11 protein-coding genes and 1 tRNA gene are annotated in these 15883 nt (G+C 67.5%); 6 read left to right on the top strand and 6 right to left on the bottom strand.

Features of this window, described 5'->3' with window-relative positions:
• Positions 1-20 precede the first annotated feature (20 nt).
• Positions 21-3500, bottom strand: coding sequence for a family 78 glycoside hydrolase catalytic domain (locus tag CLV54_RS09110; RefSeq protein ID WP_211294501.1), 3480 nt, complete (start codon positions 3498-3500; stop codon positions 21-23).
• Positions 3501-3864: 364 nt separating this feature from the next.
• On the opposite strand from CLV54_RS09110, the gene CLV54_RS09105 reads away from it, so the two are divergent.
• The 5 genes from CLV54_RS09105 (at position 3865) to CLV54_RS09090 (ending at position 10858) form a co-directional block, all read left to right on the top strand.
• The gene (locus CLV54_RS09105; RefSeq protein ID WP_100344656.1) at positions 3865-7983 is read left to right on the top strand and encodes an SdrD B-like domain-containing protein; all 4119 of its coding nucleotides are present in this window, start codon (positions 3865-3867) and stop codon (positions 7981-7983) included.
• Positions 7984-8152: 169 nt separating this feature from the next.
• The gene (locus CLV54_RS18130) at positions 8153-8275 is read left to right on the top strand and encodes a hypothetical protein (protein ID WP_281258169.1); all 123 of its coding nucleotides are present in this window, start codon (positions 8153-8155) and stop codon (positions 8273-8275) included.
• Positions 8276-8440: 165 nt separating this feature from the next.
• Positions 8441-9184: an SDR family oxidoreductase gene (locus CLV54_RS09100; protein ID WP_100344655.1), complete on the top strand. Its 744-nt coding sequence runs from the start codon at positions 8441-8443 to the stop codon at positions 9182-9184.
• Positions 9185-9236: 52 nt separating this feature from the next.
• On the top strand, positions 9237-10130 hold the full coding sequence (locus tag CLV54_RS09095; protein ID WP_100344654.1) for an SDR family oxidoreductase: 894 nt from the start codon (positions 9237-9239) through the stop codon (positions 10128-10130).
• Positions 10131-10324: 194 nt separating this feature from the next.
• A complete protein-coding gene (locus CLV54_RS09090; protein WP_245861607.1) occupies positions 10325-10858 on the top strand; it encodes a TetR/AcrR family transcriptional regulator in 534 nt (177 codons plus the stop codon).
• A 21-nt stretch (positions 10859-10879) separates the two neighbouring features.
• Here CLV54_RS09090 and CLV54_RS09085 read toward each other — a convergent pair whose 3' ends face one another.
• Complete coding sequence (locus CLV54_RS09085) at positions 10880-11815, bottom strand: aldo/keto reductase (RefSeq protein WP_100344652.1); 936 nt, start codon at positions 11813-11815, stop codon at positions 10880-10882.
• A 30-nt stretch (positions 11816-11845) separates the two neighbouring features.
• The gene (locus CLV54_RS09080; protein ID WP_100344651.1) at positions 11846-12712 is read right to left on the bottom strand and encodes an aldo/keto reductase; all 867 of its coding nucleotides are present in this window, start codon (positions 12710-12712) and stop codon (positions 11846-11848) included.
• Positions 12713-12815: 103 nt separating this feature from the next.
• Between CLV54_RS09080 and CLV54_RS09075 the strand changes: the two genes are divergently transcribed.
• Positions 12816-13712, top strand: a complete 897-nt coding sequence (locus tag CLV54_RS09075; RefSeq protein ID WP_100344650.1) for a LysR family transcriptional regulator — start codon at positions 12816-12818, stop codon at positions 13710-13712.
• A gap of 218 nt (positions 13713-13930) precedes the next feature.
• Here the strand turns inward: CLV54_RS09075 and CLV54_RS09070 are convergent.
• The 3 genes from CLV54_RS09070 to CLV54_RS09060 all read right to left on the bottom strand — a co-directional run bounded on the left by CLV54_RS09070 (position 13931) and on the right by CLV54_RS09060 (position 15876).
• A tRNA-Ala gene (locus CLV54_RS09070) sits at positions 13931-14003 on the bottom strand.
• Positions 14004-14081: 78 nt separating this feature from the next.
• Positions 14082-15068, bottom strand: a complete 987-nt coding sequence (locus CLV54_RS09065) for a hypothetical protein (RefSeq protein ID WP_100344649.1) — start codon at positions 15066-15068, stop codon at positions 14082-14084.
• A 151-nt stretch (positions 15069-15219) separates the two neighbouring features.
• Positions 15220-15876 carry a GNAT family N-acetyltransferase gene (locus CLV54_RS09060; RefSeq protein ID WP_100344648.1) on the bottom strand — a complete coding sequence of 219 codons (657 nt, stop codon included), beginning with the start codon at positions 15874-15876 and terminating at the stop codon, positions 15220-15222.
• Between the last annotated feature and the right edge of the window lie 7 nt (positions 15877-15883).

Here is a 15883-nt window from a genome sequence, read left to right as displayed (position 1 = left end):
CCACTGGTGCATGTCGTGCTCTAGTTCGACGACGCTCCTTTGCTCCTGCGACGGACGACGACCGCCATCGTCCCCGCCGCGATGAGCAGCAGGGCCAGGAATCCGCCCAGGGCGATCGGAACACCGGTCGCCGCGAGCGACGAGTCGCCGTTCTGGCTCGCGTCGCCCGGAGAGGTGCCGGAACCGTCACCTGAGCCCGCGCCGGCTCCGGGGATGTCGGTGCCGGAATCGGTCGGGTCACTCGTTCCTGGGTCCGTGGGTGCGGTCGTACCAGGATCGGTCGGCTCCGTCGTACCAGGATCGGTCGGCTCCGTCGTGGGCTCGTCCGGCAGGTCGGCGCCGGTCGAGAACACGTAGTCCCCGGAGCCCACTGTGAAGACGGCGAAGCCGTCGTGGATGCCCGTGAACGTGGCGTTCGGGTCGGAGTCGGTCTCGTCCCCCTCGTTCGCGGGCACGTAGACCTCCGCCGTGGCCCCGACGGGCACTCTGACGTTCAGAGTGAACACGTCGTCCGCGCTCGTCCACTCTGAACGCACCTCGCCGAACGGCGAGTCGACGTGGCCTTCCGCGTGGGTGAGCCCGCTGGCCGGACGGGGCTGGATACGGATGGAGCTGTACCCGGGAGCCGCCGGCTGAATGCCCGCGACATCCTGGTACATCCAGTCGACGACCGTTCCGAGGAACGCATGGTCATGCGAACGCGACTGGTCGCCCCACTCCTCCCACATGGTCGTCGCACCGAGCTCGGTGAACCAGTAGCCCCACCCCGGGTAGCTCGGGTTGGTCGCGACGGAGTAGGCGAGGTCGGCTTCACCGTTCTCGGCGAGCACGGGCAGCAGCTCCTTCGTGCCGATCGCGCCCGTGTTCAAGTGGTTGCCGCGATCCTTGATGTCCTTCACGAGATTGGCGAGCACCGTCGCACGCTGCGCGGCGGGAACGATCCCGAAGCTGAGCGGCAACAGGTTGGAGGTCTGCCGGTAGCCCGCCGCCCTGTCGTCGAAGTAGGCGCCGGCTTCCGCGTCGTAGAACACCGTGTTGAACGAGTCGGCGATGCGCGCGGCGAGCTCGTCGTAGTGCGCGGCGTCGCTCTCGAGTCCGAGCGCTGTCGCGATCTGCGACATGGTGGTAGCGCCCTTGTACACGTATGCGGTCGCGGTCAGGCGGGTGCCCTCCGGAGCGTTCGCACCGGCGGGCGAGAGCCAGTCGGCGTAGCTGAAGCCCGTGTAGACGCCTCCCGTGCCGGCGATGTTCTGCTCGTAGTGGTCCATCCACTTCTTGAGGCCGTCGTAATTGTCGCTCAGCACGCTCTTGTCGCCGTAGTACCAGTACAGGTCCCAGCTCATGAGCACGTAGCTCGACGACCACACGGGGTCGGTCTGGCTCTTCGAGCCCACGGTGCCGGGCACCGTGTTGCCGAAGGTGCCGTCCGCGCTCTGGTCGTCACGGTGGGTGTGCATCCAGCTCTCGTAGAAATTCTGCATGTCGAAGATCGCGATCGCCGAGTCGGCCGAGAGGAACGCGTCAGCCGTGTAAGGCCGCTTCTCGTACATCGGGGTATCGGTCGGCACGGAGTGGAGGTTGTTCAGGATCGTGTTGGCCTGCGCGGACTGATAGTCGTTCAGCAGCTCGCTCGAACTGCTGAAGCCACCGGTCTGCTCGACGTCGGTGTGCAGCCGCATGCCCGAGACGCCGTTCAGGGTCACACCGTCCGAGACCGTGACCTGCACGTAGCGGAAGCCCGCGTAGCTGTAGCTGGGCTGGAAGGACTCGGGCCCGCCACCCTTCAGCGTGTAGTTGTAGTTCTGCACGGTGAAGAAGACATTGTCGTTGTTGACAGTTCCGTCGGCCTTCAGCTTCTCCCCGTACACGATCTTCACGGTTCCGCCGCGCGGACCCTCCACCTGCACGTTCGCCCATCCCGCGGTGGGCTCGCCGAAGTCGTGCACGCTCACCGTGGGGCTCAATTGGGTGACGCCGACCTCGGGGAGCTCGTCGGTGACCTTGATGGCCGGGAAGAGCTGCGAGGTGAGTGCGCCGCCGGGGGCGTCGACCCGCACGGCCGGGCGCCAGGCGGAGTCGTCGAAGCCGGGAGCGTTCCATCCAGGCTGCTCGAGGCGCGCATCGTAGTCCTCACCGAACCACACCGACTGCGAGGTTGTCGGGCCGTCTGAGGCGAGCCAATCCGTTCCGCTCGAGACCGTCTGCGTGGTGCCGTCGGTATAGACGACCTCGAGGTCGAACTTGAGCTTCGGCTCGTCGTGCCAGGGAGAGCTGACCCATTCGTCGGGCTGCAGCTGTGCGAAATAACCACGACCCAGGCTCACGCCGATGGCGTTCTCGCCGTTCCTCAGCGCGTCTGTCACGTCGTAAGTGGCGTAGAGGGCGGTCTTGTCGTACTGCGTGAAGCCGGGGTCGAGCTCGTGGTCTCCGACACGATCGCCGTTGAGAAAGAGCTTGTAGTAGCCCAGGCCCGAAATGTACGCGCGCGCGGACGCGACCTCCTTGGCGACATCGAAGGCGTGTCGCAACAGCGGCTCCGGAGGCGTTGACGGGCTCACCCCGCTGCCCCACGGCCCGGAGCCGTAGGCGGCCCCGATCGTCGCGGCCGGCCACGCGGAGTCGTCAAAGGCCGGTCCCTGCCACCCCGGGCTCTCGACGTCGGCGGATACCCAGCTGTCATCGGTCGTGACATCGAGCACATCACCCGCAGCGGTCTCGATGTGCAGCTGGCCGATCACGCCGGCTGGCCCGGGAAGCCCGTTGGTCGCCGCGATGGCGAGGGTGTTCGTTCCGGGATGCAGAGACGTAGCGACATCTGTCACGCGTGCAGTGCGCCAGGCATCCTGCACATCGGGCGAGCTGAGAGCCGGTTCGCCGTTCACGAAGAACTCGAACCGGTCGTCGGCACTCATCTGCACCTGCGCCACGCTGATGTCGGAGCCGTCCGGGATCGTGATCTCCGTCCGGAAGAAGCGTGTACCGACGGGGGCCGAGTTCGCGGGTGAGCCTTCGGGATACCAAATCCAGTTCGATCCCGCAAGGGAGACCGCAGGAGGCCGGTTCGGCGAGCCGATCCAGTCGCCCGCAAAATCGTCCTGGTTCAGGAAGGACGTCTCGAACCACGCCGGAGCGCTCCACTCGGAGGCCTCGTGTACGGCGTCCCAGACCTTGACCCGCCAGAAATAGCGGGTGCGGGAGTCGAGGGCCGGGCCGGCGTACTCGATGTCGAAGGACCTCGACGAGACGACCTCGCCGCTGTCCCAGACGTCTGCCGGTCCGCCGGGGGTCGTCGAGACCTCGATCTCGTATGCGGACTGCACAACGTCGTGCGACGACGAGTCCAGGGTCCAACCGAGCTCGGGTTGCGCGTCATCGACACCGAGCGGGTTGACCTCCTGCTCGACGGTCAGACCGGCGACCTCGAGATCGGAATCCGCGTCGGCCGCGACGGCAGCTCCGACAGGCACGCTCGCCAAGACCAGCAAGGGTACAGCGATCATGAATACGGCCTTCGCGCGCAACATTGCGCCTCCATCTCTTCGGCGCCCGTCTTTGGTGTGCCGAAATACGTGAATCTGCTGGAATACCGAAGATTGAATCGTTTCAATTTCTGAAACGATTCAATCCTCGACAAAGAACACCGTAGTACCCGGCGTCTCGAGACCGCAAGCCGACGCAGGCGCTCACCCTCTCCACATCCCCCAGAAATAGGGGTGCCATCGATCCGTTCCCAGGCGTCGTTTTGGCGTCTCAGCGCGCGGATCGAGGCGGGCCGGCTGTTAGATTGAGTCCGCTTCCCGCGTTCAGTGTCGAGCCGATCGCTGCGCACCCACTCCCACGTACCCCACGGCAGAGGACAGAACTGTGAACGCGAAACGCTGGACACGACTCCTGAGCGCGATGATCGTGGTCCTCACCGGAACGACGACGACCGTGCTCGTCTCGGCTCAGCCCGCGGAGGCCGCCGTGATACGACCTTTCACCCTGAACTACAACGCAGAGGTGTACGGGGATTTCATCCTCACCGGCAACGGCAACTCCTCCTGCCCCGGGCCCACGAGCCCGAGCGACCCGTTCGGGGAGCCGATCGCGAGCTGCGGCCAGGCCCAAGCCGGCACGTACGCCTCGTCGTCGGGCCTCAACGACTCCTATTACATGCGCTGGGCGGATGTCGACTCCAACGCCGCCACCTACAACTCCAGTCAGGCGTCGATCACCATCCCGGCCGGCGCGACGGTCGCCTTCGCCCGCCTGGGCTGGAGCGGCGACACCGGAACCATACGGCTCGCAGACGGGACGGTCTCCGCACAGCCCGGATGCAACACCCGTCAATTCCTGGCCGGCGCCGGAACGGCCGTTCTGCCGGCCGGCACCCCGGAGAGCACCTCGACGCGATTGACCGTCGGCGACGGCAGTCCGGTCGCGATCACGCCGCAGGTGATCTCCCGCGACGCATTGGCCACCGTCCCGGCCTCGCAACCGCAGTTCTACGCCGCGTACGCCGACGTGACCTCCCGTTTCGCCGGCGTCGCCACGGGCTCCCCGCTCACCCTCACACTCGGCAACGTCTGGTCTCCGCAGGGCTTCGGATGCCATTCCGGCTGGTCACTGTCCGTGGTATACAGCTACGACGGCCCCGACGTCAATGCACCGATCAAAAAAGGCGTGTTCCTCTACGACGGACACGTGCGACAGTCATCGGTGGACCCTGCGACCACGGTGAACGTCTCGGGCTTCCGCGCGATAGCACCCGGCGCCCGGGTCGGGGTCACGGGCTACGAGGGCGATCTCAACATCAGCGGCGATCAGTTCCAGATCAACGGAACAGCCATCGCCGCGTCGGGGACGACGACCAACTTCTTCACCTCCCGCACCGACTTCTCGGTGAATCCCGCCGTGGTCAACAATATGAGCGTCGACGCCAGGGCGATCGACGCTCCGATCCCGGCAGGAGCTACCTCGGCCTCTGCGTCTTTCGCGACCAGCGGTGACACCTTCCTCGCCACCGGTCTCGCGCTGTCGGTGCCGATCGCGTCGCTGGAGCTGACCAGCACGGCGAGCCCCGTGGGCCCGTACCTGGCCGGCGCACCGATCGTCTACACGATCAGGGTGGCCTCCCCCGGCTCCCCGGCCACCGACGTCGTGGTGGACAGCCCTATCGACGAGTGCGACAGGACGATCGGAGACCTGTCCGCCAATCAGTCCATCAGCTACACCTGCACCGTGCAGGCGCCGGCCGATGACACGACGGTGACGAACACCGTCACGGGCCTGAGCGCCTCCGGCGGTGACCTCCGAGACAGCACCACGATCGGCATCGATGTCATCCACCCGGCCGTCGAGATCACCGCGACCGCGGATCAGCCCACCTACACCTCCGGTCAGACGATCACCTTCGCCATCCACGTCGACAACACCGGCGACGTCCCACTGAGCAACGTGACGATCAGCGATCCCACCGTGCCGTCGTGCGCGAGCTCCAGGCCCACCCTCGACGTCGACGAGGAGATCGTCTACAACTGCACGGCTCTCGCCCCGATCACAAGCGGCTCGAACACCGCGACCGTGACGGCCGACCACGTCGGCGGCACCGTGGACGACACCTCGACGGTGGAGGTCCCGACCGTCGGCACGGTGAGCGGGCGGGTCTTCGCCGACCGCGACGACGACGGCGTCGTCGATCCCGGCGAGACCGGCATCGGCGATGTGAGCGTCGCCCTCTCCGGCTTCCCGACGACCGGCTCCTCCATAAGCCTGACCACCTCGACGAACTCCACGGGCGACTACGTCTTCACCGGTGTGCCCGGCGGCACCTACACGGTTGCGGAGGCCCAGCCCTCCGCCTTCGACACCGGCATCAGCACACCCGGCACCAATGCGGTTGCGGGGGCCGGCGTCGACGTCATCGAGGTCACGCTGGAACCCGGTCAGAGCAGCACCGGGAACCTCTTCGCCGAGCGGCCGACCTCCAGCCTCTCGGGCGAGGTCTACAACGACCTCGACGCCGACGGCACCCGCGATGCGGGCGAGCCCGGAATCGCAGATGTCGTCGTCGCACTCAGCGGAGTGGACTCCGAGGACAACGCCGTCTCTCTCACCGCGACGACCTCCGCGACCGGAGCCTACCTCTTCTCCGCTCTGCGCTCGGGCACGTACGAGCTCGTCGAGACCCAGCCCGCCGGCTACGCCGACGGCATCGACACGGCGGGCACGGCCGGTGGATCGGCGGCGCCCGACACCATCACACAGATCGTCCTCCCAGACCGCACAACGGCCACCGGCTACCTGTTCGGCGAGACCACGGGCGCGCTGTCCGGTGCGGTCTACGACGACCTCGACGGCAGCGGCGCCCGTGACGCCGGCGAACCGGGGATCGGCGGCGTCACCGTCACCCTGACAGGCACGGATGCCGCGGGGGCGCTCGATCCCGTTGCGACCACCACGTCGGCGAACGGCGACTACGAGTTCCCCCAGCTGCTGGCCGGCACCTACACGATCACCGAGACTCAGCCCACGGCATACGGCGACGGAACGGAGACCCTCGGCACGAGCGGCGGCGCCGTCGGAAGCGATTCGTTCACCGCGATCACTCTGCCCGCCGGCACCTCGGGCACCGGCTATCTGTTCGGCGAGACCACGGGAAGCATCTCCCTGGCCATCTTCCACGACACCGACGGCGATGGCACGCGCGGCGCAGCCGATCCCGGCCTCGAGGGCGTCTCGGTCACCCTGAGCGGAACCGACGTCCTCGGCACAGACGTGAACATCGCAGCCACGACGAGCGCCGACGGCGGCCACGCATTCACCGGACTGCTCGCGGGTAGCTACACGATCACCGAGACCCAGCCGAGCGGGTTCGCCGACGGTTCCGAGACCCTCGGCACCGCCGGCGGCGTCCTCACAGCGCCCGACTCGATCACGCAGATCGAACTGCCCGGCGGCACGGCGGCGACCGGCTATCTGTTCGCCGAGAAGCGCGGTTCGCTCAGCGGCCGGGTCTGGCTCGACGCCGACACCGACGGTATCGAGGATTCCGAGGAAGCCGGAGTCGAAGGGGTGACGGTCGCCCTCTACGGCGGCGCATCGGCATCCGACCCCGTCACCACCGTCGTGACCGGCGCCGACGGCGACTACGTGTTCCTCGACCTGCCGGCCGGCTCCTACCGGATCGGCGTCGACCCCGGAACGGGCCAGGCCCTCACCGTCCCCGCCCAGCCCGACGACGAGACCGGCTCGGTCGTCGATTGGCTGACCGGGCTGAGCTCCGAGCTCGTCGTGAGCCTCGACGACGGCGTGAACACGAACCGAGGCGGCATCGACGCCGGCATCGTCGAGCGCGCAGACGATCTGGCCGTCACACTCACCGCGGCGCCGTCCTCGGTGACGGTGGGCGACGATGTGCGGTTCACAGCGCTGGTCTCCAACCACGGCATCTCACCGACGACGGGTGCGACGCTGACCATCACGCTGCCGGCCGGCGTGCAGTTCGACGGCGGCGAGGGTGACGGCTGGAGCTGCGAGGTGTCCGATCAGACGGCCGGCTGCACGACATCCGACATTGTGTTGCCGGATGCCTCGCTGCCGCCTGTCACGCTCACCGGCACGACAACGGCGGCGGGCACCGACCCGGCGACCGCGGTGGTCGCCTTCGCCGACACCGACACCGACACCACCGTCGACGTGGAGGTCGAGAACAACACGTCGACCGCGCCGCTGACGATCGTGGCGGTCGTGGTGCCACCCGTCGATCCGACGGACGAGCCCACCGAGCAGCCGACAGACGAGCCCACGGACGAACCGACCGAGCAGCCCACCGCTGCGCCCGCACCGTCTCCGGCTTCTCCCGCGTCTCCCGCGGCGGGGAGCGGTCTGCCGCAGACGGGCAGCGACTCCGGATTGCTCATCACGGTCAGCCTGATGCTGCTCGCCGGCGGCGTCCTCGTCCTCGCCCTGACTCTCGCAGGCCGCCGACGCACACGCTGACGAGGATCCTCAAACCCGCGAGTGGACGCAAATGGGGAGTGCGAGCCATCCCGCACTGCCCATTTGCGTCCACTCGGGGGATGAGCCTTGATCGGGCACGAGCGCGCTCCGCCACTTCGGCAGCCGGGACGCTCTCTTCGGCGCGGCCGTCGAGACCCGCATCGCCGAGGTGCGGGACGAACGTCGCGCGCCGGAGCCCGACCAGCAGATGTTCCTCTACACCGCCAAGAAAGACGCACCCTCCGCAGACGCGATCCGCATCCTCGCCAGTTGGCAGCTGAAACGGCCGTGACCGCCGCTGCTCACGACGACTGACCCACCGGCAGCACAAGAGCGGAGGTCGTGGAGCTCCTGCTGCCGCCAAGCTCACAGAAAGCCTGAGCTAGATATAGACAGGTCGTTCATTTTATGCTTATATGGACTTAGCGTTCATTTTATATATCTCACGGAGGATCTTATGAGCACATCAACAACTACCGGTCGCGTCGCCCTGGTCACGGGTGGCTCCGGAGGCATCGGTCAGGCCGTCGTCGAGCGACTGATCGCAGACGGCTACTCGGTGGCCGTTCACTATGCAGGCAACAAGGCCAAGGCCGAGACCCTGGTCGAGAAGATCGCTGCGAGCGGCGGGTCCGCGATCGCGATCGGTGGCGACGTCGCCGACGAAAACGCCATGCAGGCCGCATTCGACCAGACGGAGACCGCGTTCGGCGGCATCGACGTCGTCGTCAACACCGCCGGCATCATGCTCCTGTCCCCCATCGCGACGCTGAGCCTCGACGATCTCGACCGGATGCACCGCACCAACATCCGCGGCTCGTTCGTCGTCTCACAACTGGCTGCGAACCGGGTCCGCACAGGCGGCGCGATCATCAACTTCTCGACCTCCATCACCCGCACCGAACTGCCGAGCTACGGAGCCTACGCGGCAAGCAAAGCCGCCGTCGAAGCGCTCACCCTCATCCTGGCGCGCGAGCTGCGCGGCAAAGACATCACCGTCAACGCCGTCGCCCCCGGCCCGACCGCGACACCGCTGTTCCTGGACGGCAAAGACGAGGCCACGATCGAACGCCTCACGAAGATGGCCCCACTCGAGCGACTCGGCCAGCCCGAGGACATCGCCGAGACCGTCGCCTTCCTCGCCGGCCCCGCCCGCTGGGTCAACGGACAGACCATCTTCACCAACGGCGGCATGGCCTGACCCCGCGCCAGCCGCTCGTCACAATCAGCCGATCAGCAAGGAGAAGACCATCATGAGCACCAACATCGTCGTCATCACCGGAGCCTCCAGCGGCTTCGGCGCCCTCACCGCCCGCGCTCTCGCAGACAGCGGCAACACCGTCTACGCCGGTATGCGCGAGACCACGGGCCGCAACGCGCCGCAAGTCCAGGCTGCGGCCGACTACTCAGCAGCGCATTCCGTGGACCTCCGCGCGGTCGAGATGGATGTCAACTCACAAGAGTCCGTCGACCAGGCCATCGCTCAGGTGATCGCCGAGCACGGACGCATCGACATCCTCATCCACAACGCCGGCCACATGGTCACCGGCCCCGCCGAGGCATTCACCCCGGAGCAGCTCGCCGAGCTGTACAACGTGAACGTGCTCTCCACCCAACGGGTGAACCGCGCCGCGCTCCCGCACTTGCGCAGGGCCGGCAAGGGCCTCGTTCTGTGGGTTTCCAGCTCGAGCGTCAAGGGCGGCACTCCGCCGTACCTCGCCCCGTACTTCGCTGCCAAGTCCGCCATGGACTCTCTCGCCGTGTCCTACGCCGACGAGCTCGCCCGCTGGGGCGTGGAGACCTCGATCGTGGTCCCCGGCTCATTCACGAGCGGAACCAACCACTTCGCCCACTCCGGCCACCCCGCCGACACCCGGGTCGAAGCCGAGTACGAGACCAAGTACGCAGGCCTCATGGAGCAGGTCGCCGGCAAGCTCGCCGCTCTCGCCCCCGAAGGCACTGACGCATCAGAGGTCTCCGACGAGATCGCCCGCATCGTCGCGCTGCCCGAAGGCACCCGCCCATACCGGGTGCACATCGACCCGGCCAACGACGGTTCCGAGGAAGTCTCCGACGTCGCCGACCGCATTCGCCGCGAGTTCCTCACCCGCGTCGACCTCGCCGACCTGCTCACCGTCAGCAAGTAGCGACACTGCGTGCCGGGGGCGGAAACGCCCGCGGCGCCGGGCCCGTGCACGTCGAACTCCGCGACGGGCTCATCGCTCGACTCACCATCAGCTCAAGGAGCCCCATGACCAGAAGCACGATCACAGCCGCGGAAAGCCAATCGACTCGACGAGGGCGCGGTCGACGACCGGCCGACGAAGTACGCACCGACGTGATGCACACCGTAGGCGGCCTTCTGCTCACCGAGGGTCTCGCCGACCTCACCTTCGAACGAATCGCCCGTGAGGCCGGTGTCAGCAAGACCACGCTTTACAAGTGGTGGCCCTCCGTCGGCGCCCTCGCGCTCGACGGCTACTTCCACGCCGTCGAGGACACGCTCGCCTTCCCCGACACCGGCGACATCCGAGCCGACATCACCACGCAACTGCACCACTTCGTCGAGCTTATGACCACGACCCCCGCCGGACGCCTGCTGACCGAGCTCATCGGCTATTCCCAAACCGACAAGGATCTCGCCGCCGAGTACCGCCGTCGCTACTCATCCCAACGACGCGAACTCGCAACGGAACGATTCCAGCGTGCACAGGACGCCGGACAGATCCGCTCCACCGTGAACACAGGAGTCCTCGTCGATCAGCTCTGGGGTTCCGTGTATCACCGGCTCCTCATCCCGGACGAACCCGTCGATTTCGCCTTCGCCGACGCGCTCATCGACAACCTCTTCGAGGGCATCACCACACGCCCATGAACCCGCGAGGAGGTGAGAGCCTTACGGGACGCGGTGCCCCGCGGCGCGAAATAGCTCGTACCATTCGGGACGGGTGAGCGGGATCTCGGAGCCTTGCGCGGCACCGGCGACCCGTTCGGGGCTGGTGGTGCCCAGCACGACCTGCATCTGGGCGGGATGACGGGTGAGCCACGCGGTCGCGATCGCGATCGCCGGCACGTCGTACTTCGCGGCGAGCCGGTCGATGACCGTGTTGAGGTCCGGATAATCGGGGTTTCCGAGGAAGACGCCGTTGAAGAATCCCGCCTGGAAGGGCGACCAGGCCTGGATGGTGATGTCGTGCAGCCGGCAGTAGTCGAGGATGCCGCCGCCGTCGCGGGTGATGGACTGGGGTTCGTCGAGCATGTTCGCCGAGACACCCTGGGCGATGATCGGCTCGTGGGTGATCGACAGCTGAAGCTGGTTGGCGACGATCGGCTGACGCACGTGCTTCCGCAGGAGGTCGATCTGACGCGGTGTGTGGTTCGATACCCCGAAGGCGCGCACCTTCCCGGCGGATTCGAGTTCATCGAAAGCGCGCGCGACGTCCTCGGGCTCGACGAGGGCGTCGGGGCGGTGCAGCAGCAGAATGTCGATCCGGTCGGTCTGCAGGGCGGTCAGCGATCCGTTGACCGATTCGATGATGTGCTCGTAGGAGAAGTCAAAGTACGGACCCTCCCGCACGATTCCCGCTTTGGTCTGGATCGTGATCTCGTCACGCTGCGAGGGGGTCAACTGCATCGCTTCGGCGAAGCGGCGCTCGCAGCCGTGCAGCTCGGTGCCGTAGACATCGGCGTGATCGACGAAGTCGATGCCCGCGTCGCGGGCCGTCCGCACGAGCTCCTGGACTTCGTCGTCGGTCTTGTCAGCAATGCGCATGAGACCGAGGATGACATTAGGGGCGACGATCTCGGTGCCGGGCAGGGTGAAGGTCTTCACAGTGATTTGTCCTTTCGAAGACGGTGCGGGCTATGCGGTTGCGTCCGACAAGGTGGCGATTTCCTCGTCGGAGAGTTTCAGGTCCACCGCTTGCACGGAGTCCTCGACGCTCGACGGCCGTGATGCCCCCGGAATCGGGATGACCACCGGGGCAAGCGCCAGCTCCCACGCCAACGTCACCTGCTGCGGGCTCACACCGTGCTTCGTGGCGACGTCCTGGAACGCGGCATGGTGTTCGCCGACGGCCGCGGCGCGGCCAATGCCGCCCAGCGGCGACCACGGCAGGAACGCGATGCCCAGCTTGGCGCAGTGCCGCAGCTCGTCGAGGCTTGAGCGGAACGCGGGCGAGAACTGGTTCTGCACCGACGCCAACCGGCCGCCCAGCACCTCGTTGGCCAGGTCGATCTGCGCCACCGTCGCATTCGAGATACCCGCCATGACGATCGCGCCCTCGTCGAGCAGATCCCGAAGCGCACCCACCGAGTCGGCGTAAGGGATGCCGGGGTCGGGCCGGTGGAACTGGTACAGACCGATCGCGTCGACGCCGAGACGGCGCGCGGAGGCCTTCGCCGCTCGCTTCAGGTACTCCGGATCACCGTTCACGGTCCAGGAGCCGTCACCGGGCCGGAGGTGCCCTCCCTTGGTGGCCACGAGCACATCGCTCGTGTCGTGCCCGTAGGAACGGAGCGCTCGGGCGATGAGCTCTTCGTTGTGACCCACCTCAGCCGCGTCACGGTGGTACGCGTCGGCGGTGTCGATGAGTGTCACACCGGCATCGAGGGCGGCGTGGATCGTGGAGATCGCCCTCGCCTCGTCGGGCCGTCCTTCGATCGAGATCGGCATCCCGCCGAATCCGATCGCGCTGACAGCTCGGTTTCCGATGGTGCGCTGCTGCACAAAGATGCCTTTCGTCGAAACGGGGATGTGCTTCTACGCTAGGGATCGACGGACTAGAAGTAAAACAAGTGACAGTCATGCAATCCAGAAGCGGAGTAGATCAATGGATGTGCGTCAGATGGAGTACCTGATCGCCCTCGCCGACGAGCAGCAATTCACCCGAGCGGCAGCCGTGTGCGGAGTGTCGCAGTCGGGGCTGTCAGCTGCGATCCGCAGTCTCGAGGACGAACTCGGCACCCCGTTGTTCACCCGCACCACCCGCCGGGTCGATCCCACCGACGCCGGACTCGCGCTGCTCCCCTTCGCCCGCGCCGCCCTCGCCCAGCTGACAGCGGGCCGTGATGCGGTCGTCCGCGCGACCAACTCGCCCTCGGGGCGGCTCCGGGTCGGAGCGGAACAGTGTCTCGGCGTGATCGATGTCCCGCCGCTGCTGGAACGGTTCCACCGCCGGTACCCGCTGGTGGACATCCACTTCACTCAAGCCGGCTCCCACGACCTCGTCAGTCACGTCAGGGCCGGGGAGCTGGATGTCGCGTTCGTCGCGACCACCGAGCACCTCGCGACAGCCAACAGCGTCGAGCTGGGACGCCGCCCCGTGGTCCTCCTGACCCCACCGGACCATCCGCTCGCCGCCGCACCCGAGGCGGAATGGGAGCAGTTGCGCGACCGCGACTTCATCGACTTCCGCGAAACCTGGGGCGTGCGTTCCCTCAACGATGCCGCGTGTGCGACCCACGCGGTTGCACGACGGGTGCGATGCACCGTCGATGACATCCACACCCTCCTCGACCTGATTCACCGCGGCCTCGGCATTGCTCTCGTCCCACAGCACGTCGCGGCCAAACCTCAAGCCACGGGCCTTGCCACTATTCATCTGCCCGCCGCCTCGACACCCGAATGGATCGTCTCCGCGATCACATCCACCCAGGCTGAGGCATCGGCCTCGCTTCTCCTCGAAATCGTCGAGAGCGACCATTCGTCCGACCTCGTGCACGCTTGACGAACCCCGTAACAGCCGAGGGCTGTCGACGCCCATGCCTGACCGCGCCCCAGCGCGTCCACGCTCGGGCGGGGAGCCATCCCCAGCAAGACACACATTGTTCAAGACAGACATTGTTCTTGACAGACATTGTTCTTGACCCACAACGTGCGATACAGACCTGGCTTCGCTCTTCGACGGCTCCGCGGCGGGTGCCGTTTCAGTCAAGCCTCTTATTGTGGAGCATAGGAGATTCGAACTCCTGACCTCTTCGATGCGAACGAAGCGCGCTACCAACTGCGCCAATGCCCCAAGTGCCTATGAAGAATATCACGCCGCCGAGGGACCTGACGGCCACGGGGGTGACGGCCGACGCGACAGCCCGACCGGCTAGCCGGCGACCCGCCTGCGCCGCAGCACGTCGTCGAGATCCGACATACCGGGCTCGGTCTCGCCGACGATGCCCATGCTCGCGAAGCGGCTCTGCGTGACCGCTGCGGGCGCAGCGGAGACGGGCGCAGCAGAGACAGAGGCGGCGGATGCCGCGGCCGGCCGCTCCACGCGGGGCTGCATCGGCCGCACGGGCTGAACCGGCCGCAGACGTCGTGGCGCGGCGACGGCGCCGTCCGAGCGTTCGGCCTCGCGCGCGCGTTCCTCGAGCGCCGCCAGGGCCGCGGCCTTGCGCAGCTCCGCGGCGGCGTCGGCCGAGGCCATCGCAGCCGCGGCGACCGTTCCGCGCGACAGGTGCAGCGGTTTGGGCAACGGCTGCGGGGTCCAGGTCTGAGCTTCGGCCGGCTCCTGCTCGAAGCCGAGGCTCACGGGCTCGAAGGCCGCCGCCGGGGCGCGCTGCGCCGCGGGGGCCGCGACCCGGTTCGCCCTCGCGGAGGCGGCGAGGCGGCCGAGCGAGACGAACGCGACGGTGCCGGTCACGAGCGAGCCGAGCAGCAGCCAGGCGGGCGCGCCGGTCATGAGCATCACGAGGCCGGCGACGAAGGCGGCGACGCTCGCGAGCAGCAGGAGGGATGCCCAGGCACGGAGGGTGCGGCGGTGACGCGCGGAACGAGCAGGGGTGTTCAGGCGCAGTCTCGCCGCGGCCGCGGCATCCGCTGCTGCACGGGACTCGGCCTTCGCGCGGGCCTCGGCCTTGCGCAGTGCGCGCTGCTGTTCGGAGACCTCGCGGGCCCGCGTCTCGACGTGGACCTCGTCGGGAACCTCGGCCGTCTCGGCGAGAACCCGAAGCGTCTGCTGCAGCCGCACGGCGTTGCGCTCGGTCGCCAGATACTGACGCCGGCGGAACCAGGTGGGCATGAGGTACGCGATCCACAGGAGCGCGGCGATGGCGACGATGATGCCCCCACCCAGAAAATCAGCGCTCATACTCACACGGTAGGAGCGCGGCCCACCGCCGGCCCTGATTGCGGCGGCGTGTTCGGCGATCGGATGCCGAACCCGCCGGTGAACCGGTGGGATGAGCCCTGCCCGTCGGATGAGCCCGGCCCGTCGGATGAGCCCGGCCGGGTGAGCCCCGTCAGGGCTCGGTGCGCAGCGGTTGCGCCGCGGCGATCCGATCCGCTTCGCTCGCGACGCCGACACCGGCCGGAACCCGCCCGCCGAGCCACCGGCTGAGCACACCCTCGCGCACCTCCTCGGCGACGAGCGCAAAGGTGAAATGGTCACGCCAATCCCGGTCGATGTGGATGTAGCGCCGCCGCAGCCCCTCGTAGCGGAAGCCGAGCTTCTCGACCACCCGCAGGGAGGGGCCGTTCTCGGGCCGGATGCAGATCTCCATCCGGTGCAGGCCGAGCTGGGTGAAGCAGTAGTCGGTCGCGAGGGCGACCGCCGTGGGCGTCACGTTCTTGCCGGCGAAACGCTCCGACACCCAGTAGCCGATCGTCGCCGAGCCGAGCGAGCCGTAGGTCACCGACGACACGTTGAGCTGCCCGGCGAGCTCGCCGTCGTAGTCGATGATGAACGGCAGCCCGAGACCCGCACGCGCATTCTGCTGCAGAGAGCGGATGCCGGCCCGCGCGTCGAACGGAACGGAGCGCCCCGGGCTGGTCGCCTCCCACGGCCGCAACCACGAACGGTTGTCGAGCAGCTCGCGTTCGAGCTGACGGGCATCCCGCAACCGGATCGGCCGGATCGAGATGTCGCCGTGCTGCAGGGTCGGTATCAGGGCTGGCAACAGGGTG

The sequence above is a fragment of the Compostimonas suwonensis genome, from assembly GCF_002797855.1.
GTDB lineage: Bacteria > Actinomycetota > Actinomycetes > Actinomycetales > Microbacteriaceae > Compostimonas > Compostimonas suwonensis.
This window is presented reverse-complemented; position numbering and strand designations above follow the sequence as displayed.